The sequence below is a fragment of the Sphingobacterium sp. UBA1498 genome, from assembly GCF_002325125.1.
Classification (GTDB): domain Bacteria; phylum Bacteroidota; class Bacteroidia; order Sphingobacteriales; family Sphingobacteriaceae; genus Sphingobacterium.
Genome location: NZ_DCRG01000016.1, coordinates 46,894 through 68,467, shown reverse-complemented (window position 1 = coordinate 68,467; position 21,574 = coordinate 46,894). Strand labels below are relative to the sequence as shown.

General features: G+C 40.9%; 20 protein-coding genes. 11 read left to right on the top strand and 9 right to left on the bottom strand.

Going from position 1 to position 21,574, the window contains the following annotated elements; all coding sequences use genetic code 11:
* Positions 1–36 precede the first annotated feature (36 nt).
* Positions 37–1,128 (top strand): biotin synthase BioB, encoded by a 1,092-nt coding sequence (gene bioB / locus B3139_RS09505; RefSeq protein WP_293882350.1) that lies wholly within the window; start codon positions 37–39, stop codon positions 1,126–1,128.
* 1 nt (position 1,129) lies between these two features.
* On the opposite strand, the gene B3139_RS09500 is transcribed toward bioB, so the two are convergent.
* Complete coding sequence (locus B3139_RS09500) at positions 1,130–3,643, bottom strand: phosphocholine-specific phospholipase C (protein ID WP_293882293.1); 2,514 nt, start codon at positions 3,641–3,643, stop codon at positions 1,130–1,132.
* 114 nt (positions 3,644–3,757) lie between these two features.
* Between B3139_RS09500 and B3139_RS09495 the strand changes: the two genes are divergently transcribed.
* The 7 genes from B3139_RS09495 to B3139_RS09465 all read left to right on the top strand — a co-directional run bounded on the left by B3139_RS09495 (position 3,758) and on the right by B3139_RS09465 (position 13,046).
* Positions 3,758–4,489, top strand: a complete 732-nt coding sequence (locus B3139_RS09495; protein WP_293882291.1) for a response regulator transcription factor — start codon at positions 3,758–3,760, stop codon at positions 4,487–4,489.
* Positions 4,486–5,859, top strand: coding sequence for a HAMP domain-containing sensor histidine kinase (locus tag B3139_RS09490; protein WP_293882289.1), 1,374 nt, complete (start codon positions 4,486–4,488; stop codon positions 5,857–5,859). The genes B3139_RS09495 and B3139_RS09490 overlap by 4 nt, the downstream gene beginning before the upstream one ends.
* Positions 5,860–5,961: 102 nt before the next feature.
* Entirely contained in the window at positions 5,962–7,296 is a 1,335-nt protein-coding gene (locus tag B3139_RS09485; RefSeq protein ID WP_293882287.1) for a TolC family protein, read from the top strand.
* Positions 7,286–8,377, top strand: a complete 1,092-nt coding sequence (locus B3139_RS09480) for an efflux RND transporter periplasmic adaptor subunit (protein WP_293882285.1) — start codon at positions 7,286–7,288, stop codon at positions 8,375–8,377. The genes B3139_RS09485 and B3139_RS09480 overlap by 11 nt, the downstream gene beginning before the upstream one ends.
* Before the next feature lie 21 nt (positions 8,378–8,398).
* Positions 8,399–11,506 carry an efflux RND transporter permease subunit gene (locus B3139_RS09475; protein WP_293882284.1) on the top strand — a complete coding sequence of 1,036 codons (3,108 nt, stop codon included), beginning with the start codon at positions 8,399–8,401 and terminating at the stop codon, positions 11,504–11,506.
* A 226-nt stretch (positions 11,507–11,732) separates the two neighbouring features.
* Positions 11,733–12,566 (top strand): sulfite exporter TauE/SafE family protein, encoded by an 834-nt coding sequence (locus B3139_RS09470; protein ID WP_209578942.1) that lies wholly within the window; start codon positions 11,733–11,735, stop codon positions 12,564–12,566.
* A gap of 78 nt (positions 12,567–12,644) precedes the next feature.
* Positions 12,645–13,046: a DUF1634 domain-containing protein gene (locus B3139_RS09465; protein WP_293882280.1), complete on the top strand. Its 402-nt coding sequence runs from the start codon at positions 12,645–12,647 to the stop codon at positions 13,044–13,046.
* Between the two features lie 8 nt (positions 13,047–13,054).
* Here the strand turns inward: B3139_RS09465 and B3139_RS09460 are convergent, their stop codons facing one another.
* Positions 13,055–13,594 carry a GNAT family N-acetyltransferase gene (locus B3139_RS09460; RefSeq protein ID WP_293882278.1) on the bottom strand — a complete coding sequence of 180 codons (540 nt, stop codon included), beginning with the start codon at positions 13,592–13,594 and terminating at the stop codon, positions 13,055–13,057.
* 247 nt (positions 13,595–13,841) lie between these two features.
* Between B3139_RS09460 and B3139_RS09455 the strand changes: the two genes are divergently transcribed.
* Positions 13,842–14,429 carry a Crp/Fnr family transcriptional regulator gene (locus B3139_RS09455; protein WP_209578945.1) on the top strand — a complete coding sequence of 196 codons (588 nt, stop codon included), beginning with the start codon at positions 13,842–13,844 and terminating at the stop codon, positions 14,427–14,429.
* Positions 14,430–14,532: 103 nt separating this feature from the next.
* Entirely contained in the window at positions 14,533–15,126 is a 594-nt protein-coding gene (locus B3139_RS09450) for a YceI family protein (protein WP_293882275.1), read from the top strand.
* A gap of 65 nt (positions 15,127–15,191) precedes the next feature.
* Here B3139_RS09450 and B3139_RS09445 read toward each other — a convergent pair whose 3' ends face one another.
* The 4 genes from B3139_RS09445 to B3139_RS09430 all read right to left on the bottom strand — a co-directional run bounded on the left by B3139_RS09445 (position 15,192) and on the right by B3139_RS09430 (position 18,991).
* Positions 15,192–15,977: an SDR family oxidoreductase gene (locus B3139_RS09445; protein ID WP_209578947.1), complete on the bottom strand. Its 786-nt coding sequence runs from the start codon at positions 15,975–15,977 to the stop codon at positions 15,192–15,194.
* 75 nt (positions 15,978–16,052) lie between these two features.
* Positions 16,053–17,705: an ABC1 kinase family protein gene (locus B3139_RS09440; protein WP_293882272.1), complete on the bottom strand. Its 1,653-nt coding sequence runs from the start codon at positions 17,703–17,705 to the stop codon at positions 16,053–16,055.
* Positions 17,706–17,856: 151 nt separating this feature from the next.
* Complete coding sequence (locus B3139_RS09435) at positions 17,857–18,498, bottom strand: hypothetical protein (protein WP_293882270.1); 642 nt, start codon at positions 18,496–18,498, stop codon at positions 17,857–17,859.
* Positions 18,488–18,991, bottom strand: a complete 504-nt coding sequence (locus tag B3139_RS09430; RefSeq protein ID WP_293882268.1) for an RNA polymerase sigma factor — start codon at positions 18,989–18,991, stop codon at positions 18,488–18,490. Before B3139_RS09430 ends, B3139_RS09435 begins: the two co-directional genes overlap by 11 nt.
* Before the next feature lie 118 nt (positions 18,992–19,109).
* Between B3139_RS09430 and B3139_RS09425 the strand changes: the two genes are divergently transcribed.
* A complete protein-coding gene (locus B3139_RS09425) occupies positions 19,110–19,547 on the top strand; it encodes an acyl-CoA thioesterase (protein WP_293882266.1) in 438 nt (145 codons plus the stop codon).
* Positions 19,548–19,718: 171 nt separating this feature from the next.
* Here B3139_RS09425 and B3139_RS09420 read toward each other — a convergent pair whose 3' ends face one another.
* The 3 genes from B3139_RS09420 to B3139_RS09410 form a co-directional block, all read right to left on the bottom strand.
* Entirely contained in the window at positions 19,719–20,162 is a 444-nt protein-coding gene (locus B3139_RS09420) for an Hsp20/alpha crystallin family protein (protein ID WP_293882264.1), read from the bottom strand.
* A gap of 217 nt (positions 20,163–20,379) precedes the next feature.
* On the bottom strand, positions 20,380–21,090 hold the full coding sequence (locus B3139_RS09415) for an AAA family ATPase (protein WP_293882262.1): 711 nt from the start codon (positions 21,088–21,090) through the stop codon (positions 20,380–20,382).
* A gap of 78 nt (positions 21,091–21,168) precedes the next feature.
* The gene (locus B3139_RS09410) at positions 21,169–21,537 is read right to left on the bottom strand and encodes a dihydroneopterin aldolase (RefSeq protein ID WP_293882260.1); all 369 of its coding nucleotides are present in this window, start codon (positions 21,535–21,537) and stop codon (positions 21,169–21,171) included.
* Positions 21,538–21,574: the final 37 nt, after the last annotated feature.

The window sequence follows — 21,574 nt, the reverse complement described above, 5'->3', positions numbered from 1 at the left end:
ACTAAAGGAATTAGACCCGATTTTATAACAAAACTTATGGATAACATGGAATCAAAACGAAAATGGACGCAAGAAGAAGTTGTCGCGCTATACAACAAACCGTTGATGGAGCTTCTATATGAAGCTGCAAAAACACATAGAAAATATCATGACCCCAATAAAGTGCAGGTATCCACATTGATTTCAATAAAAACAGGTGGATGTCCCGAAGACTGCGCTTACTGTCCCCAAGCCGCACGTTACCATACACATGTTAAGGCAGAGAGCTTGATGAGCGTTGATCAGGTCAAAGAGCAAGCCTTGGCTGCCAAGGCTCGTGGCAGTTCACGGATCTGCATGGGAGCCGCCTGGCGCAATGTGAAGGATGGTCATGAGTTTGACCGTGTACTTGATATGGTTCGTACCCTAAACAAACTTGACATGGAAGTCTGTTGTACGCTCGGAATGTTGACCGAAAACCAGGCACAACGTTTGTCTGAAGCTGGATTGTATGCCTACAACCACAATCTCGATTCTTCTTCCGATTACTATCAAGAAATTATCTCGACCAGAAGTTACGATGATCGCTTAAAAACGATCGAAAATGTCCGCAAAACAAATATCACAGTCTGTAGTGGCGGCATCATTGGAATGGGCGAAACTATTGCAGATCGTGCCAAAATGTTGATTACGCTGGCGTCACTCATTCCGCAGCCCGAATCGGTGCCGATCAATGCATTAGTGCCTGTAATGGGTACACCAATGGAGGCAATGGAAACCGCATCCATCTGGGAAATGGTACGAATGGTTGCTACGGCGCGCATTTTATTGCCCAAAACCCAAGTCCGCCTATCGGCAGGGCGCACCTATATGAGTAAGGAGGGACAAGCTTTGTGCTTTTTCGCAGGAGCCAATTCGATTTTCTCGGGCGATAAACTACTCACCACACCCAATCCCGACGGCAACGAAGACCTCGACCTATTTAAAGCATTAGGTCTGGTTACACAGCAGCCGTTTGAGAAAAAAAATCAGCCCGAAACCATCGCAAAAGAAATGGCAATTTATCACGATCTTGGAGAAAGACCCAAATGGTCAAGACCCAAACATACAGTTCTCCGCAACATCGCTAAGCAGCAGAAGAAAGAATAATTTATGCTAATAAGGGATCAGTTGTACTTTCTGTCCCTGTTTCCAAGCGCCCGGCGAGCTGAATAATTGGATTATTGTCTCCATTAAGCTTTATAGCAATATCATACCAATTACCTTGTTTTTCAATATCCAGGATCAATATAACTTCCTCGGCCGGGGCGATTTCTTTTGTTGTGGCATATTTTTTATAGTTGAGGGTTTCAACAGCTATTGTTACGCGCTGGTCACTATTGTTTTTTAGTTTCAGCTGTAATTTTCCTGTAGCTACCTGTGTCAGGGCCTTAAGCTCCGGAGCTACCGCGGCTTGTATTGCTGCTGTCCCCTTCTCCCCGGAAAATTTACGATAAAAACCATTTGGTCCATGCAGTTCGAAAGCATAACGATCTCCTTCAAACTTTGCTAGGTCCCATTGGTATTCCAAACGATCACCGGCCTTCACCGCAAAATTCCAGTTACGATAGGTTTCGCTTTGTCCTTGGTCATCACGATAGGCCAGCGGGCTATACACATTGAAAGCCGTGCCTGCAGTTCTTTTTCCAAACAGCTTGTTGTCTACAGTCATCACGAGACAAAACTGTCCATCTTCCACATAGCCAACTGCTTCATGCGCATAAGGCAAATTTAAGGATTTACGAATCCCACGCTCCTGTATACGGTCAAATTCTGGGATCCAGACCTTTCTCTTCGCAAGTTCACGATCATTGACTGCCACAAAAGCTCGCGGATTATCCTTAAATTGTGCCTTATAGATCGTTTCAATGTGCTGATTGCGGTCTAGGAAAGTGATCTGTTCTTTTTGCTCTGTAAAAGGTGTAAAGGCTGCAGTCAAATTACCACAGATCGTTCGACGCCATGCACTGATGTTTTCCAAATGCATATTCTTGTTCAGCTTTTTATTGAAAAAGTATTCCAAAAACTGCAAAGTAGATGTATGATCAAATACCTGAGAACACACCTTACCTCCCCGCGACCAGGGCGAAACAATATACATGGGCACACGAAAACCTAAGCCCACAGCTCCTTCACGCGCTTGCTTTTTAGCAATCCCCTGCTTCAGCTCATTTTCTAAACGTACCATTTCCACCTCCGTATCAATACCAGCAGAGCATGCCCCGGTGTCTTTTTTAGTCAAATCAGGAACAACAAATGGCTTTACGTGATCATAATAACCATCGTTTTCATCATAAGTAATGATAAAAATTGTTTTTTTCCAGATTTCAGGTTTTTTCGTTAAAATTTCCAAAACTTCGGATACATACCAAGCTCCGTACCAGGGAGCACTCGGATGATCCGAAAAATTTTGCGGACCAGCCAGCCAGGATACGGCTGGCAATCTACCGGTATCAACATCCTTCCTGAATTGATAAAGAACGTCCCCTTTCGGAACTTCCAGCGTACCCTTTTTTCCTTTCCACTTAAAATGCAAGGTATCAAGCGACCTGTAATTATTGTCGCCCTTGTTTACCGTAAAAGCTCTTTCATTCAATGATTTAGCAAAATCACCTAACGCTTTATAATTGTCCGGATTATATGCTTTGAGTTCCTTCTCAGCTCGCTCCAATACCTCGCTTTTTTTTCGGATATCAGCACGGATTTTTTCGGCTTGTTCCTCAGAGCCAGCAGACTTTTCTTCCAAGTTCGAAATCTGCACGGGTAAATCACGCACCTGTTTTTCCAGATTTCTGATATAGCTTTCCTTAAATTTAACGTGATAAGCCTGAAAGAACTCTAGTAAATTACATCCGAAATTTGACAACCATGCCCTTTCTTTCCCAGCAAATCCTCCGCCACAACTTGTCTCATTTTGATAAAAACGCCAGGTAATTCCATCCTTCTCAAGCAATTCCGGGAAAGTTTCCCAAGTCATTTTACCGTACGCAAAATCGTCGTTCCTAATATTTGCCTTTTGCAAGCCATCTTTCATTTCTGTAATCTTCCCCGTCCAAAAAAAGGAACGGTTCGGCGTGGTGCTTGTCATGCCTGAACAGAAATTCTGATCACACACGGTAAATGCATCCGCCAAAGCATAATGAAAAGGTAGATCCTCACGAGTAAAATACCCCAATGTTAACGGCATAGTCGCATATTCCTTATTGCCCGACTGCTTGGACAACAGCCACTGATCGTAGCGTCCGTGGTTAAAGGCATCCACTTGGCTCGCCCTACTGTGCGGAAGAGAACCCATCCAAGTTACTTTACTCTCTGTTAGATTTAATCGAAAGGGTGCATAGATCTTTCCATTCTTATCCGTTTGATACCATACGGGCAAACCGTTCGGTAAGCGGATTGACCGTGGATCATTGAAACCACGAACTCCTGAAAGCGTCCCAAGCGTATGATCGAAAGACCGATTTTCCTGCATAAGGATAACGATATGCTCGGCATCCAAAAAAGTACTTCCCATCTCAGGATCTATCGCAAAGGCTCTTTGGATTGAACGAGGCATAAAACTGGCAATACCTGCTGCTCCCGAAAATAGCAAAGTTTTTCTCAGGAACTCTCTTCTGCTTTCCATAATACTTATTTATAATTTCGAATTGAATCTACTTAGATTTCCTTTCCTTTCATATTTCTTCGTGTAATTCTTATGTTACTAAATGGAGGTATCATGAAATATCTTTTTGATAGGATGGCAAAAATTTGTTTATTTTTACGAAAGACAATAGATGGACGTATGGTAGATATTTTGCTACTCGAAGACGACAAGGTACTCTCGAAGGAGATTCGATCGTTTTTATTAAACCAAGGCTTTTCCTGCGATCAAGCCTTTGATGGAATTGAATTTTTGGCCAAAACGCACCAAAAGAAATATGGTTTTTTTCTATTGGATATTAACGTTCCAAAAATCAATGGCTTGGAAATCTGTAAAAAAATAAGACGCCATGATGCTTTTACACCAATTATTATCCTTTCAGCTTATGATGATATAGACGACAAGAAAGAAGCGTTTCTTCGGGCAGCCGACGATTACCTGGTCAAACCATTCGTTTTAGATGAACTTTTAATGCGAATCTATTCCCTGTTACGCAGGCAACAACACAGTGACAGCAGTGATACAAAAACCTTAATCATAGATGATCTGGTTATTTATCCAGATGAAGCTCGCGTACTACGTGCCAATGAAGAGATTAATCTCACTCAAAAGGAATTTCAGCTGTTACTTATCTTAGCACAGGCAAAGGGCCGAACGTTATCAAAGCAGCATATTTCCGAAGAAGTGTGGCAGAATCAATTTCAGACAACACAGAATACAATAGAAGTATACATCAACTTTTTACGCAAGAAAATTGATAAGAATCATCCGAATAAACTTATCCATACACGACCTGGATTTGGCTATTTTCTATCGGCAGACAAATGAATTTGAAGAAGAAAATAGCCATTAGTTTCAGCATCGCATTTTCCGTCCTTTTTGGAGTAGCAATGTTAATTATCTATTATGCTAGTTTCGACTTTCGTAAAGATCAATTCCGCCAGCGGCTGATCGATAAATTGGATAATATATCTCATTACATCGCCAGCAACCCCTATTTCAATAGACAGTCCTATAAAAATTACTTTCACGACGATGAAGATGGTTTATTCTACGAAGATGTTATCATTCTCGACAAAAACAAACAATTGGTCTTTAGCACTGTCAAGGACCAAACCGTTACCTGGAGCGCGTCAATTGTTAATCGGCTCGATCATGAAAAGCAGATCTTCTACAACCAAGACCAATATGAGACATTTGCCAAATATTATCGCATTAATGGATCCCCCTACTATATTATCGTAAAAGCACAGGATTATTCCGGAAATGAAAAAATGGACCATCTAGCGCTTGTCCTCACGATACTATTTATCCTGAGTGCGGCTTTAGTGTGGGTATTCAGCTATAATCTGATCCAACGGCTGTTGGTCCCGCTCGATAAATTAAAAGACAATATTACGCAGATTAATGCCAGCAGACTCACTAAACCTGTTGAGTACACAGGAAATACCGACGAAATTACTGTACTAACCCGAGCATTTAACACGATGTTATTACGACTTTCTACTGCTTTCGAATCGCAGAAAGAATTTAATTCCAGCGCTTCCCACGAATTACGAACACCACTTGCACGAATGTCTTTTCAACTTGAAAACCTGTACCATCAGAACCAGTTAAGTGAAGAGGTGAGGCAGGTATTACGCAACATATCCAAAGAAACATTGCACCTCTCAGAAGTCACAGATTCGCTGATGCTTCTTTCAAAATTTGATTCGGAACGTTTAAAAATGACGTATAAAGAAGAGCGAATCGATGAAATTATATTTATGGCCTATGAAAAAGTAGCCAAAGTATTCCCCGACCTTCAACTGGATTTTTCAATTAGCGGAACTGAAGACCCCAAACTCAGCATTTTTTGTTCCGCTCAATTGATTGAAATCGCTTTTGTAAATTTATTTAAGAATGCTGCGCTCTATTCAGACAACAGGGAGGTAAAAGTCACATTGATAGAATCAGCACAAGAACTAAAAGTGCTTGTTAGTAATACGGGGCCCGCCTTGAGTACCAGCGACCAAAAGCGAATTTTTGATGCATTCAGCCGCGGAGAAAATGCTAGTGAGACAACAGGATCTGGATTGGGGCTGCGCATTGTTCAGCGCATCGTGCAATCGCATCATGCGACAATTGAATACCAAGCCAATAAAAAGCATGGCAAGCATACCTTCGTGTTACTATTTAAATTACAAGCTCCCGAGTAAAAACAGTATCGATAGAAACTTCCTTTTTAAGCTTTTTTTAAGCATTTCTTAAGGCGTCTTTAATTTTCGACCAGTTATTTTGTTTCATCAGTTTTGAAACAAATGACAAAGACACCTCTCTTATTTTTATTGCTTTTCAATGGTATAGCATTTGCCCAGCAGAGACCGCCGCGAACAGATTATGTGCGTATGGATGAAAGTACACTTATAAAAAAGCAAGGCGATATCGCCGGACAACAAATGACGCTTCGAGAATGCGAAGCAGCATTTGTACAGAGCAATCTTTCTCTACTTGCCCAACAATATGACATCAGTCAGGCCGAGGCAGACGTCATACAAGCTAAAATATGGGAGCTGCCAAAGCTGGAAATGAATGTTAACGCCTATGATCCACAGAATAAAAAGGTATTCCACGCGGGTCCTTCTAAAGAAGCCAGTATATCCCAATTGATCTATCTCGGTGGAAAAAAGAAAAATCAAGTAGAATTCGCCAAATCGAATGTCGAACTTGCCAAACTACAATTCAGTCAACTGCTGGCCAGTCTTCGCGCACAACTCCGTACAACTTTCTATTCCCTTTACTTTGAACAGCATAAATTGGCAGATATCAAAATTCAGCTTGACTATCTAAATAGTCTACTAACGGCATACAAAGAACAAGGTAAGAAAGGAAACATTTCATTAAAAGATCAAGTTCGCCTTCAAACAATGGCTATCGATCTCAATAATGAAAAAACAACTGCGATCAACAATAGCATTAACTTACAACAACAATTACGTGTACTCATCTCCAGTCAGGAAGACGTACTACCGAACCTAACCGATCAAGAAGCAGATCAGGAACTTGCCATAAAACCAACAATGCCTTTGGAAAAAATCTTCCAATTGGCGTTGGAAAACAATGCTGATTATCAATTTGCATTAAAAACCTCGGAAAGCGCACAGTTATTTACAACATGGCAACAATCGTTAAATACGCCTGACATCAATCTTGGGCTTGCCTATAGTCAAAATTCAGGTGCTTTTCGCAATGAAATTAACTTAACGGCAGCAATTCCACTCCCGCTATGGAAACAAAATAAAGGAAATGTAATCAAAGCAAAATACGCCGAAGAAGAAGCAAAGAAAAATATTGAAGTCCAACGGCAGCAGCTCGAATCACAGATCCGTTCCAATTACCTGTCCTGGGAAAACCAATACAATCAGTATTTTACCATTACACCTGACGACCTCCACGACATTGCAGTGGTCTATGATGGCGTATTTAACAATTTCAGAAAAGGTAACATCTCCCTCGTGGAATTCACTGATTTTATGGATAGCTACCGCATATCCATGCTGAAGCTATATGATATGAAAAAGGAAATTATTCTCAATGCCGAACAATTAAACTACCTGGCGCAAACATCTATATTCAACTCAACTCATGTCAAATAAACAACTTCTCATAGCCACAGTGGCTGTAGTGCTACTCTACTCTTGCAAAAATCATAAAGAAACGGATAATACAGCCGTTGGCAAAGGTTTCGAAATGAGTGAGACGATGCTAAAATCGACCAGTTTTGCAACGGTTAAAAAAGAAAATGTGAGCGAAGAACTCAATTTCTTTGGTAAAATATCTGCTGATCAGAACAATTACATCGATATCTTCCCTCTCGTTGGCGGTAATGTGGTATCCGTGAATGCGTCCTTGGGCGATTATGTACACAAAGGTCAGGTATTGGCCACAATCAGAAGTACAGAAGTTGCGGGCATACAGAAAGATCTTTCGGATGCCAAAACAGATGTATTGCTTGCCGAAAAAAACTACCGTGTAGCGGAAGACATGTATACAGGTAAACTGAGTACAGATAAGGACATGCTGGAAGCAAAAGGACAGTTAACGAAAGCCAAAGAGCAGCTCCGCCGCTCTGAAGCAGTCAGTCAGATCTATAATGTCCGACGCGGCAATATATATTCGGTGGTATCGCCAATCGATGGATACATCGTACAAAAAAATATCAACAAGGATATGCAACTGCGGAGTGACCGAAGCGACAACATCTTCGATGTGGCCAATACAAAAGATGTATGGGCCATCCTGAATGTCAACGAAACAGATATTGAAAAGATTAGTATGGGCATGCCTGCCGTGGTGTCAACGCTGAGTTACCCGGACAAAAAATTTCAAGGTAGTATCGACAAAATTTTTAAGATTATCGACCCACAGACCAATGCTATGCAGGCCCGTGTGGTACTCGACAATAAAGATGGACTACTTATTCCAGAAAGTAAGGCCACCATTAAAGTAGCACATCGATCCAACACCCAGGCGCTAGCTGTTCCTTCGGACGCAGTCATTTTTGATCAAAACAAATATTTCGTATTGGTTTACAAATCTCCAAATGACATCAAGATTCGTGAAATCCTGCCGATAAAGCAAAACGAAGAAACAACCTATATGTCTACGGGACTACAGGAAGGAGAGAAAGTTGTTGTAAACAATAAACTTTTGATCTATAGAGCACTGAATAATTAATCTGCCTTAGCATTTACACGAATGAACAAATTCATTAAGAATATCATTGCCTTTTCCATAAAAAATAAAGCCTTTACCTTTATTTGGGTGGCTATCTTGGCTATTTCTGGTTTTATCAGTTTTAAAAGTATGCCCATTGAGGCATTTCCGGATGTTACCAATACACAGATAACCATCATTACCCAATGGAATGGTCGGAGTGCAGAGGAAGTCGAACGTTTTGTGACTACACCGATTGAATTGGGCATGAGCCCGGTACAAAAGAAAACGAGTATACGTAGCACGACCATGTTTGGCCTCTCCATTGTCAAAATCATCTTTGATGATGGTGTCGACGATACTTTTGCCCGCAACCAAGTCAATAACCTCCTGCGATCCGTGAGCCTACCAGACGATGTCGATCCGGATGTACAGCCCCCTTACGGTCCTACTGGAGAAATTTTCCGCTATACATTACACAGCGATCAACGCAATTCACGCGACCTTCTTACTTTACAGACATGGGTTATTGACCGGGCGCTGCGGGGTGTCCCCGGTGTAGCCGATATCAATGTTTTTGGCGGACAAGATTTGGTTTACGAAATCAGTACAGACCCCATAAAGCTCGACAAATTTAACCTGACACCTTTACAGGTATTTGATGCCGTGAGCAAAAGTAACCTGAATGTGGGTGGAGATGTTATCGAAAAAAGCGGTCAATCCTACGTTGTACGAGGTATTGGTCTAGTCAACTCAATCAATGATATCGAAAACATCACCGTAATAAATCAAAAGGGAAATCCTGTATTCGTCAAGAATGTGGCTGAAGTGAAAGAAAGCGCGATGCCTCGCGTCGGCCAAGCCGGTTTTGGTAAGAATGATGATGTAGTAGCAGGAACCATCGTAATGCGCAAAGGTGAAAATCCAAGAGAGGTATTGACTGCTGTAAAAGCGAAAATAGATGAGCTTAACAACAAAATCCTCCCCAAAGACGTCAAGATGCAAACTTTCTATGACCGTGACAACCTCATGGATTTTACAACACATACCGTTATGCATAACTTGATCGAAGGTATTGTGCTTGTCACCTTGATGGTACTGCTCTTTATGGCAGACTGGCGCACCACGGTTATCGTTTCCATAATCATACCTCTCGCCTTACTTTTTGCCTTTCTATGCCTTAAACTGGCCGGCATGAGTGCCAACCTGCTTTCTTTAGGCGCGGTAGACTTCGGTATTATTATCGACGGTGCCGTGGTTATGGTGGAAGGGATATTTGTCATGCTGGATCATAAGGCACACAAACTTGGCATGGAAAAATTCAACAAGATGGCCAAAGCAGGCTGGATCAAACAGACAGGAACGGGATTGGGTAAAGCCATCTTTTTTTCCAAACTGATTATCATTACCTCATTGATTCCTATATTCTCCTTCCAGAAAGTTGAAGGAAAGATGTTTGCGCCACTAGCCTTTACCCTAGGTTTTGCCTTATTGGGAGCGCTGCTTTTTACCTTAACGCTCGTTCCTGCTTTATCACATATTCTGCTCAATAAAAATGTGCGCGAGCGCCACAATCCCTTTGTGGAATTCTGGAATAGGGTCGTTGCTAAAGGATTTGGTTTCACCTTTAGAAACAAACGTCTGAGCATGATCCTCGCAATTACTTTATTGGCGGTAGTCTTGTTTTCTGCAAAATTTTTAGGAACAGAATTTTTACCAACATTAAACGAAGGATCCCTTTGGGTTACTGCTGAGATGCCTATGAGTACTTCTTTACGTGAATCGGTTAAAACAACCAAACTATTAAAAAGTACGTTGGAAACCTTCCCTGAGGTCACTGGTGTGCTCTCCCAAACTGGACGGAGCAACGATGGTACAGATCCTAACGGGTTTGGTTTTGTTCAGTTTGCCGTAGCGCTAAAACCCAAAGAAGAATGGACGCGCAAAATCACAATGGATCAGCTGATTGATGAGATGGATCACAAACTCAAACAATATCAAGGTATTACCTACAACTATTCACAACCTATTTCGGATAATGTTGCTGAGGCAGTTGCTGGTTTCAAAGCTGAAAACGGAATTAAGATTTTTGGCGACGACTTAACGACTCTAGACCGTCTTGCAAAAGAAGTTTATGCACAAGTAAAAGGTATACAAGGAATTAAAGAGCCAGGTATTATTCTCAATATTGGCCAGCCCGAAGTGAGCGTGGTATTGGATCGAACACGTATGGCAGCGTTTAACGTTCTGCCCGCCGATGCACAGGCGGTACTCGAAATGGCCTTCGGAGGAAAAACAGCCTCCATCTTGTACGATGGCGAACGTAAGTTCAATATTCGTCTGCGCTACGCTCCCGAATACCGGAAAACAGAAAAAGATATTGCGCAGCTGATGGTTCCCTGTGGTGATGGCACATTAATTCCACTTAAAAGTATTGCCACCATTGAAAAAGATAATGGTGCTGCTTTTATCTATCGCGACAACATCAAACGCTATATCGGCATCAAATTTTCCACCCGTGACCGTGACTTAGGAAGCACCATTGCCGAAGCACAGCAAAAAGTCAGTAAAATAAAGCTGCCTGAAGGGTATTCCATTGGCTGGACTGGGCAATTTGAAAATCAGCAACGTGCTACACACCGTTTAGCTCAGGTGGTTCCGATCAGTCTGGTCGTTATCTTCTTCTTACTGTTCATTCTGTTTGGTAATATCAAAGACTCTCTGCTCGTATTAGCCAACGTTCCCTTTGCTCTGATTGGTGGAATTATAGCTTTGCACGTTACAGGTATGAATTTTGGGATATCGGCAGGCGTAGGAATGATTGCATTATTTGGTATTTGTATCCAGAATGGAGTAATCCTGATTTCAGAATTCCATCAGAATAAGAAAGATGGACTACCGAATGACCAATCGATCTATAAAGGTGTAAAATCGCGAACAAGACCTGTGGTTATGACAGCATTGATGGCTTCTATAGGACTCTTACCAGCTGCACTATCTACCGGTATCGGTTCGGAATCACAAAAACCGCTGGCAATCGTGATCATTGGCGGATTAATCTCAGCAACTATATTGACCTTGCTGGTTTTTCCGATCATCTATGATATCTTCAATAGAAAAGAAAAGATACAGCAAACAATAGCCGAATAGTGTTGTCTATAGCTTGTATAGAATTTACTTCGATCAATGAGCGCCATCGATACTACACTAAGCGACAAGGCCACAACACATGCCAATTGCTGAGGCAGTATCGATGTAACAATTGTATCTCTTGCGGCTTTTATGTTTAAAAAGCGATAAAAAGCCCTTAATTTTGAAACAAATTACCTTCCTTAAAACAATTTGTGTTGTAAGGATCAAAACAAATAATATATTTATGACTATTCTCACGTTTACAATCATCCTTCTCCTAGGTGCGTTTGTAGCAGGGCTATTAGGATCGCTGACAGGCTTAGGCGGAGGGGTCGTTGTGATACCTTTATTGACACTCTTTTTTCATGTTGATATTCGTTATGCCATTGGAGCAGCATTGCTTGCTTCCATAGCCACTTCTTCCGGTGCCGCAACAGCTTATGTCAAGGAAGGCATTACCAATATCCGGCTAGGTATGTTTTTAGAAATCGCTACCACTATTGGGGCGGTCATTGGAGCTGTTATCGCTATTTATATGCCGACGAATACCATCGCCATAATCTTTGGTTTTGTACTAATCTTCTCGGCAGCCATGACTGTGCGTAAAAAAAATGAGCACGCACACGCTGGAGGTTCCCCTTTAGCTGAAAAACTAAAGCTAAACAGTACGTATCCAGTGGAGGGAAAATTAATTCCCTACAAGCTAACCAATATTGTGGGAGGCTTTTCATTGATGGGTGTGGCGGGTGTTATCTCCGGTTTATTGGGGATTGGTTCCGGATCCCTTAAAGTACTTGCAATGGATAGCATGATGAAAATTCCATTTAAAGTCAGTACAACAACGAGTAACTTTATGATCGGTGTTACCGCAGCAGCTTCTGCTGTCGTGTATCTGCAAAGAGGCTATATGGATCCAGGTATTGCATTTCCGGTAATTTTAGGGGTATTAGGTGGTGCCATTACAGGATCTAAGCTCCTAAAACGTATGAATCCAAAGACTTTACGGATCATTTTCGCTGTCGCCATAACATTCGTGGCCTTAGAGATGATTTTCAATGGATTCCAACATAAATTTTAAAAAACATACGTTACGCAATGGCATAATTAATTGTGTAAGAACCTTCATCGATACGAAGAAGGAAAATAAATAATCAAAATGAAACACGTATTTTCCAAACATTATTGGGGAGACAAAGATATCTCGCTACTCGTCGGACAAATTTTACGAACAGGAGTTGTCATCGCTTCTTCCATTCTCGTCCTCGGCGGCATCCTCTACCTGATTGTTCATGGACAGGAAACTGTACCAAATTACAGCGATTTTGTCGGTGAGGAAAACGCCAACACTACAATTACTGGGATCATTACTGGCGCATTAAGCCGAAATGTCCCCCAAGTCATACAGCTTGGAGTCCTTTTACTGATTTGCACTCCTATTGTACGGGTAATTGGTTCACTATTTGGATTTGTAATCGAAAAGGACAAGCTTTATATCATCATTACATTGATCGTATTAGCAGTCATTATAGGGAGCATACTTAGCGGCGTCAAGGGATAATAATCACCTTATCTCTTGGCGCGCAGCCAAGAAGATTTCTCCAGCATATATTCAAAATTCTTCCTCTCAGGTTCATTTACAAAACTCACCATCCGCTCGGCGACTTTAAGTGCCCCCAAGCGTTCCACGGCCTTCTGTGAGCGATAATTCTCCGCACCAACATGCATAAAAATGCTGTCTACAAAATTGAATGCAAAGTCAAACATCATCTCTTTGACTAAAGGATTAATGCCCACCCCCCAATAAGCGCGCGCATAAAACGTAAATCCAACAAAAATTGATCTTCCAACCTCGTCAAGCCCATAGTATCGTGTACTGCCAATACATGCAGCATTCTTCTTGTCATAGATTAAATAAGCCGATTTGCTTGCTAAAGCAGACTCAAAAAATTGGCGGAAAACATCTTCTTTCCAACGGTCTTTATTGGGATGCTGTTCCCAGATCAGTGGATCCTTGGCAACTTGATATAGCGCATCGAAATCCGATGGTTCCATGATCCTTAATAAGACATTATCATTTTCGAGCGTGTTGGGAGCGACAAACTTCATGCGACACAGTGCTAGTTTAGTAATCAAAATATTTCAATTTCTATAGAATATACCAATTAATGATGAAACTAGCTAAATTAAGGGGCTAACATGATAAATATTACACAGAAATGTAGATCTTAACAAAAATTTTATTCGAGCATGAAGCTAATCTCAGTGTAATCGTACGCCTAATCTGAATTGGCTATTGACAGGAATCTTAGCGCATGTTAAATTAGCTTTACAAAATTTTGTATTTTACAGCCAAATGGAACAATTTAGGGAATTTGTAAAACAACGTATTGATGTCACAGAGGACGAGCTGAATGACATCGTTTCACGTTATCAAGTCAAAAAAATAAAGAAAAAAGACTATTTTCTACGCGCCGGTGAAGTTTGCCATCATGAAGCATATGTGGTGAGCGGTCTATTTAAATCATTCTATATCACTGCCGACGGGATAGAACATATCCTACAATTTGCGATTGAAGATTGGTGGATTGGTGATATTGCGAGCTTCAACTATCAGGAGCCGGCACTACAAAACATCCAGGCGCTAGAAAACGCTGTCGTGCTTACCCTGTCAAAAAAAGATAAAGACAAACTCTACAAAGATCATCCAATCTTTGAAAAACTTTCGAGGATAATGGCACAGCGTGCACAGATCGCATCCCAACATCGTATCATTTCGAGTATCGGATTTACTGCTCAGGAGAGATATCTTGATTTTATCAAGAGGTATCCCAAAATCTACCCTAGGATTTCAAATATGCAATTAGCTTCCTATCTCGGCGTCACACAAGAGTTTCTTAGTCGCCTAAAAAGGCAGCTATTAAAGCCGAATCGAAATTCTTGACCTACATCAATTTTTTCTTTACAAGTTTATACCAACTTTGCAGAAGTTTGTTCAAACAAACAATTTGAACATATTTCAGTTATCTAAATAAAAAGAAAACAAGATGAATAGATTTTTCCAAGTTTTGGCAGGAGCAGTATTAATGATTAATGTTGCTGTAGCACAAGTAAAATGGTCTGCAGACCCAGCGCATACAAATGCAAGATTTGATGTAAAACACTTAGGTATCAGCTTTGTTGATGGTGAATTTACAAAAGTAGAAGGTACAGTTGAAACAGCAACAGGTACAAGTTTTAACAATGCCAAAATCAATTTTTCTATTGATGTCAACAGTATCGATACACGTGTCGCTGCCCGAGACAACCACTTGAAAACTGACGATTTCTTTGCTGCAGAAAAATTCCCTAAAATGACCTTGAAGTCTGTTAGTTTTAAAAATGCAAAAGTAAAAGGAAAATATGTAATGGTAGCGGATCTAACAATCCGTGACGTAACGAAAAAGGTAACTTTCGAGGTCACTCAAAATGGAGGAATCATTACTGATCCTTGGGGCAAAACACGTGCAGGCTTCACGGCCAAAACAACAATTAACCGCCACGATTTTGGATTAAAATACAACGATAAACTACCTTCGGGTGTAGAAGCTGTTGCTTCGGATGTTGACATCATTGTAAACACCGAATTGGTGTTAAATTAATTGGAAAATAATAAATCACACAAACTTGGTGGCTATCCGATTTGATATCAGATAGCCATCATTTTTTACAGACCTTTTAGCAGACCGCCATCCAGCGGAATATTGGCACCGGTAAGATAGCTTGCGTAAGTTGAGCAAAGGAAAGCGACAAGATAGCCATATTCCTCCGGTTTACCCAAACGTTGTGCCGGAACCTGTTTTAAGCGTATTTGCAGCGCGTCATCATAGGATATGCCCAAACGCTGTGCATCCAGATTGGTTAGCGACTGTATGCGGTCAGTATCAAATAATCCTGTCAAGATGCTGTTTACTGTCACACCATCTTTGGCAACATCCTCCGCCAACGATTTACTCCAACTAACCAATGCCGTACGGATGGTATTGGATAATACCAAGTTAGAAACCGGCTCCTTTACCGTAGAAGAAGAAACATTAATAATACGACCATATCCGTTAGCTTGCATATAGGGCAACGCACATCCGGTCGTGTAGCAGTGATTTTGAAACAAGAGTTCAAAAGCATCCTGATAATCAGCAAGATGCTTTTGTGCTATGGTTCCTGCTTGGGGCCCATTCGAATTGTTGATTAAAATATCGACGTTATTCGACTCAAAATAATGTGCTATCTGTTTTTTATAGGCTTCGTGATCGTTGTAATTCACGAGTAAATATTGATGTACCTGCCCTTTAGACCTGTCTAGACTTTCACAGGCATGCTGTAGCTTTTGCTCATTTCGGGAGGCTAAAGTTACCGATACGCCACAAGAGGCAAGCACTCGAGCAATCCCGGCACCTATACCCGTTGAACTCGCTCCAATCAAAGCCTTTTTCCCATTTAGATTAATTTCCATATTGTTATTTCCTATCTTATTCTGTAGAAACATGCCTAACTAGTCCTCTTCACTAAAACGCTATATTCGATTCGACTAATCATTGTCCTTTGCCCGAATCATGGCAATAAATAAATAGACTGCAAAAACCCAAGCCGAACCTAAGCATATCCAGGCAAAAACGGGGATTCCCCACCATTTCGGTTCAACTCGAGCCACGATGATCATTCCGCCCAGCAAATTGAGCGACATAAACATAATGCCAATGACGATACGATTGACCCCTTTTCTTAGGATCGTATTGAAAGATCGGGCGCTGATCAAACGATGGTTGAGGGTAAAATTTCCTGTCCGGAATAAGCGTACTAGCGCACGCATATCTTCCGGTAGTTTCTCCACATCACGAACAAACGACTCCACTTTATATTTTCCTTTTTTGAACATTGCCTGCGGAGAGAGCCTTTCCATCATAATCCGTCGCGCAAAAGGTTTAATACTTTCCATAATGTTGAGATCAGGATATAATTGACGGCCTATCCCCTCCATCAAGGAGATGCCCCGCATCAACTGATAAATATACTCCGGAAAATACAGGCGATTGTCGCCAATAATTTTCCATAATTTATTGAACAATAAATCTAAGCTAAGATCACCAAGTGATACATTATCGATCATATCGAAAATCTCATAAAGCGAGCGCTCAAACTGATTGCGGTCTGGTATATGACTAACGACAGCTACATCTTCAATCACGTCAGCAAGCCGGACAGCATCCTCCGATATTGCCGATTGAATAAACTCTTCCAGCAGCCTACGGTCTATACCCAATAATTTACCCATATTTCCAAAATCCAAAAAGGCAATCCGCCCATCTGGCATTACCATCATATTTCCTGGATGCGGATCGCCATGGAAGAATCCATGGATAATTACCTGTTCGAGATACAAATTGATCCCATTCTTAACAAGCGATTGAACGTCCATTCCCCGCCGCTTGATTTCTGCCACATCCGTAACTTTAAAACCATCCAGATACTCCATGCAAAGCACGCGATCAGACGATAGTTCGGGGTAAACCCTGGGCACCTTTATATCTTTATTTCCCTTAAAATTTTTAGCGAACCGCTCAATATTGTGTCGTTCAATCGCCAAAGACATCTCCTCCTGCAAAGTCATGGAGAAAGATTCGACAATCAAAGATAGATTAAGGTTTTCCAGTACATCATTGTACATGGTCAGGATTTTGGCAATATCACGCATGAGTGCCAGATCACTGCGCATCATCTCATCGATACCCGGGCGTCGCACCTTTAACACCGTTTGGGTACCATCTATTAAGGTTGCTCTGTACACCTGAGCGATAGAAGCTGCAGCAAACGGCTCGGCCACAATCTCCTGAAAATACGCGTCAATATCCAACGCCAGTTCTTCTGCGAGATAAGATTTAATGTCCACTTCAAAAGGCGGAACATTATCCTCCAGGCGTTTAAGTTCATCTACCAAATCTTTCGGCAGCAGCCCCTCCCGAGTCGAAGCAGATTGTCCAAGCTTGATAAAAGCCGGACCTAACTCCTCAAGCGCCATACGTATACGGGCATATACACTGACTGTATCAACGTCAATGGAATGATCTACCGACGCTCTAGACCCTTTCCATGGCAACCGAGCGATTGCGTCTTTAAAACCATATTTGGCCAATATACTTAAGATCTGGGAACTACGCTGTAACTTCTTTGTCGGATTAAACATAACGGACCTTGGATTTCGATAACAATATACGAAATATCCATGCCCAAAAAACACAGCCAGCTGTGAAACGACGTTGATATTTCATATAGATTTAAAATACTATTACCAATACACCAAACAAAAACCTTACCTGTTTTAGCTCCGACAGTCTTTATTCCGTCTCCAATTGATCCAGCTTCTCTTTGATCTGAATGAGGTAACGACTATAATAGCAACGAATCATAATTTCCGTCACACCAACAACCAAAACAATAGACACAATTGCCGAGAGGATCATCCAAACAATAAAATTAGGATCCGCTGCAAAAGTCTCCTTGAAGTGATATAATCGATCAAACCATACACTCGTTCGGTTCTGGGCGATCATGATCAGATAAAGAAACAATGCTTGTGGAATCATCACATAGGCTGCAATACGATACGTCTCAACGGCATACTTTAAATCGTAATACGTTTTGAGCAAATGTTCTTTAGAGGCTAACAGTTCGATCTGCTTTGTACTTTTTACCAAGTAAAAAAACCTCCGGTAATATAGAAGACTCGATAACGATATCTGTACGATAAAAAAATAATAGGCAAATGCTGCATAACCTTCGATCTTATAAATGGGTAATATAGGCACCAAAAATAGAAAACACATACAACACAACCATGAAATAAACTCGCGCTTGATGTTCTTGCGCAGCTTGCCCATAATATTGCCCACCTCCTTGTAGTACTTGAGATTTGGATTCTGCAAATCTTCATCTGTCGGCTGTTCCTGCCAAGATTTCTTTAACTCATCAAAATTCATAGTTATATTTTTTAATGATCTGTTGAATTCGCTCTTTTGTGCGGTTCAATTTCACCCGGGCATTCACCTCCGATATACCCAAATTCTCTGCAATTTCCCGATGACTTTGGCCCTCTAAAAACAAAAAGATCAGCGCTTTTTCAATTGCATTGAGTTCCTGTACTGCCTGATAGAAAACTTTTAATTGCTCGTCTTTATCAGCGTCATAACCTTCATCCGCAGCGTCATGCCGTTCGTCCAACGCATCGTAAATCTGATGCTTCTTTTCCTTTTTTAAGAATACCATGGCCGTATTAAGAGCAACACGATACATCCATGTCGAAAATTTACTCTCCCGCTTAAATGTTCCGTAGGATTTCCACAATTGATATACGATTTCCTGATACAGGTCCTGCCGCCCATCGTGATCATCCATATACATACGGCTCACCTTAACGAGAATACCTTTATTCTCATCAATTAATCTAAGAAATTCTATTTCCGATGGGTTCACCTAGCGACTTTTTATTAAATTTAGTTTAGGTAATAAGTATAGCAAACATGCAAAATGTTACAGCTTTATTTAAAAATATGTAAATTGTTATTAAAAAAGAGACTTATCGCTAGAGATTATGGAAAATATATTTTATGAAGGTCAGATCATTTGGGCGCAGATCGATGCAAATAGACATATGCGCCATTCTGCTTACGCTGATATTTGTGCACAGGCCCGCAGTAATATGCTGCACAAGATGGGATTTTCTCTCGATAAATTTGCCGAATATCATATCGGCCCTATACTATTCAGAGAAGAACTCCTATATTTTAAAGAAATCCATCTGGACGAATATGTACAAGTCAGAGTGGAATTGACGAAATACAACAAAAACAATAGCCGGTTTTCATTTATGCATCAGGTATTTCGTTCTGACGGAACCCGCTGCTGCACAGTTCATGTCGATGGAGCATGGTTAGACCTTCAAAAACGGAAATTAACAAAATTACCAGCAGAACTAGAGCCCTTTCTCGCCAAAATTCCTCGAGCTGAAAAATATGAGGAAACAGAATAATCTATAGTAAAAATACCAGCAAACTGATACAAAAGAAAAAATCCCTTGGAACACAAATCAGGTTCCAAGGGATTAAAACATAAACTAAACCTAAAAACTATTTTCCTTTATTCTTCTTCTCTCGTTCTTTCGGTCATCTCAAAAGCGGATATGCTGTACAACTCTTCTCAATTACTTCACTTCAATTAAACGCTTAGCGATAATTGCATCCTCTTTCTTGCCCACAGTCAAAATCAATATCCCTCCTTCATACGCAGCCTCAATACTGCTGTAGTCTACCGTATCCGGCAAAGTAAACGAGCGCGAGAACGATGAATAATTGAATTCTTTTTTACTGTATAATTTTTCTTCACTGACAGTTTCCTCCTTTTTCTCTGCCGAAATTGTAATCAGATTTTTGTCTACATTGATCTTAAAATCAGACTTATCCAATCCGGGCGCAGCCATTTCAACTTTGAAAGATTTCTCGGTTTCTGATATATTTACCGCCGGGACACGAGATACCAAACGATCTGAAATAAAATTATCATTGAATAAATTATCAAATACAGTGTTTACAAACGGATTTACAGCGTCAGTATTTAAACTTTTTGATGGGAATTTAATTAATGCCATTTTTTTGTCCTCCTAATTTTTTGTTTTATTATTAAGCTTTTTTGTTCTAACTATTTGAGAGGAATTATTCAATTTGCGTACCACAGCTAGTTTAGAGACAAAATGACACTTATCAATAAAAATAAATGTCATTTTGTCTACATTAAGACACGATATGACGGTTTAGGCTCCCCATTCACACAGAAAAGCACAGCGACACAGGTATTCAAAAAAAACGTTAAATTTCATGATTTTCTAGCGCAGCAATCAACAAGGATTTGACGGCATCGTAAATATAATCTTTGGCCTCTGCATAAGAAATCCCATAGCGCCGAGGAACGACTTCAGCATACTGTGGAAAAGGCATAAACAGATTTTCATAATAGGCATCTAACTGTCCGTTGGTCGGTAACTCAAACGCCAGACGAAGCTGAAAACGTCGAATGATGGCGGTGTCCAAAATCTCGGGATGATTCGTAGCAGCAACCAATACCGCTTCAGCAGGAAAATAATCGATCAGCTGGATAATGGAAGTTACAAGGCGGCGCATTTCACCCACATCCTTTTCTTCACTAATCCGTGCCTTGCCAATCTGGTCGAATTCGTCTAAAAACAAAACGGCCTTTTCGCGCCCCGCTTTGTCGAAGACCTGTTTCAAGTGTTGCGAAGTCTCCCCAATACGAGACGAAATAAGATTGCTTAAATTCAACACATAAATGGGTTTGTCGAGCGCCGTTGCCAGGGCTTTGGCCGTTGTGGTTTTTCCACAGCCAGAATAACCATGCAGTAAAATCTTATTGCTGACCGGCAGACCATATTGTGCAAGCTCTTTGATATAACGATGCTCTTTAATGAGCTGCAAAAGCTTCTGACGACTTTCTTCCTGTAAGAAAACCGCTTCCAAAGCGATCTTTTCTTTATCAGCAATGACCAGATCAAAAATATTCATAGTATACTTTTAAGACATTCAAATAACGGTTGCTAAAACTAAATCTTTCAGGCGACATACGGCTGATCCAGTTTGGTTTTAATCCTTGAAATAGTTAAGACTGACTTGTGAGCAGGCAAGATCGCCGCCGAAGGGAGGATTTGATTTTCGTATGACGACTTCGATCGTTACAGCATGGGATACCCTATTTCGAATCTGATCCAATATTTCTGACGCAGCAGATTCAAGCAATTTGCGTTTAGGTCGCATTACGCTGGCGGTAATTTGGTAAAGTTCCTCGTAATTGAGCGTATTTTTCAAATTCTCCGTCTCCAAATTCAGAAATGGAAAACATACGTCAATAGAGACAAAAAATTCGTTACCTAACACCTGTTCTTCTTCATAATAACCTATCGGTGCATAGAATCGTGCTTCTTTTAGTGATACTGTCTGTAAAATGGTTGCCATGTACAAACCTAAGGAAATTGTTCCATACAAAAGGGAT

What these genes read in the sequence shown, in the direction of transcription:
- B3139_RS09445 (WP_209578947.1), bottom strand. Translation starts at nt 15,977, where the DNA reads ATGGAAATTAATCTAAATGGGAAAAAGGCTTTGATTGGAGCGAGTTCA.
- B3139_RS09475 (WP_293882284.1), top strand. Translation starts at nt 8,399, where the DNA reads ATGAACAAATTCATTAAGAATATCATTGCCTTTTCCATAAAAAATAAA.
- B3139_RS09460 (WP_293882278.1), bottom strand. Translation starts at nt 13,594, where the DNA reads ATGAAGTTTGTCGCTCCCAACACGCTCGAAAATGATAATGTCTTATTA.
- B3139_RS09465 (WP_293882280.1), top strand. Translation starts at nt 12,645, where the DNA reads ATGAAACACGTATTTTCCAAACATTATTGGGGAGACAAAGATATCTCG.
- B3139_RS09495 (WP_293882291.1), top strand. Translation starts at nt 3,758, where the DNA reads ATGGCAAAAATTTGTTTATTTTTACGAAAGACAATAGATGGACGTATG.
- B3139_RS09480 (WP_293882285.1), top strand. Translation starts at nt 7,286, where the DNA reads ATGTCAAATAAACAACTTCTCATAGCCACAGTGGCTGTAGTGCTACTC.
- B3139_RS09455 (WP_209578945.1), top strand. Translation starts at nt 13,842, where the DNA reads ATGGAACAATTTAGGGAATTTGTAAAACAACGTATTGATGTCACAGAG.
- B3139_RS09450 (WP_293882275.1), top strand. Translation starts at nt 14,533, where the DNA reads ATGAATAGATTTTTCCAAGTTTTGGCAGGAGCAGTATTAATGATTAAT.
- B3139_RS09415 (WP_293882262.1), bottom strand. Translation starts at nt 21,090, where the DNA reads ATGAATATTTTTGATCTGGTCATTGCTGATAAAGAAAAGATCGCTTTG.
- B3139_RS09425 (WP_293882266.1), top strand. Translation starts at nt 19,110, where the DNA reads ATGGAAAATATATTTTATGAAGGTCAGATCATTTGGGCGCAGATCGAT.
- bioB (WP_293882350.1), top strand. Translation starts at nt 37, where the DNA reads ATGGATAACATGGAATCAAAACGAAAATGGACGCAAGAAGAAGTTGTC.
- B3139_RS09490 (WP_293882289.1), top strand. Translation starts at nt 4,486, where the DNA reads ATGAATTTGAAGAAGAAAATAGCCATTAGTTTCAGCATCGCATTTTCC.
- B3139_RS09410 (WP_293882260.1), bottom strand. Translation starts at nt 21,537, where the DNA reads ATGGCAACCATTTTACAGACAGTATCACTAAAAGAAGCACGATTCTAT.
- B3139_RS09485 (WP_293882287.1), top strand. Translation starts at nt 5,962, where the DNA reads ATGACAAAGACACCTCTCTTATTTTTATTGCTTTTCAATGGTATAGCA.
- B3139_RS09440 (WP_293882272.1), bottom strand. Translation starts at nt 17,705, where the DNA reads ATGTTTAATCCGACAAAGAAGTTACAGCGTAGTTCCCAGATCTTAAGT.
- B3139_RS09420 (WP_293882264.1), bottom strand. Translation starts at nt 20,162, where the DNA reads ATGGCATTAATTAAATTCCCATCAAAAAGTTTAAATACTGACGCTGTA.
- B3139_RS09470 (WP_209578942.1), top strand. Translation starts at nt 11,733, where the DNA reads ATGACTATTCTCACGTTTACAATCATCCTTCTCCTAGGTGCGTTTGTA.
- B3139_RS09500 (WP_293882293.1), bottom strand. Translation starts at nt 3,643, where the DNA reads ATGGAAAGCAGAAGAGAGTTCCTGAGAAAAACTTTGCTATTTTCGGGA.
- B3139_RS09435 (WP_293882270.1), bottom strand. Translation starts at nt 18,498, where the DNA reads ATGAATTTTGATGAGTTAAAGAAATCTTGGCAGGAACAGCCGACAGAT.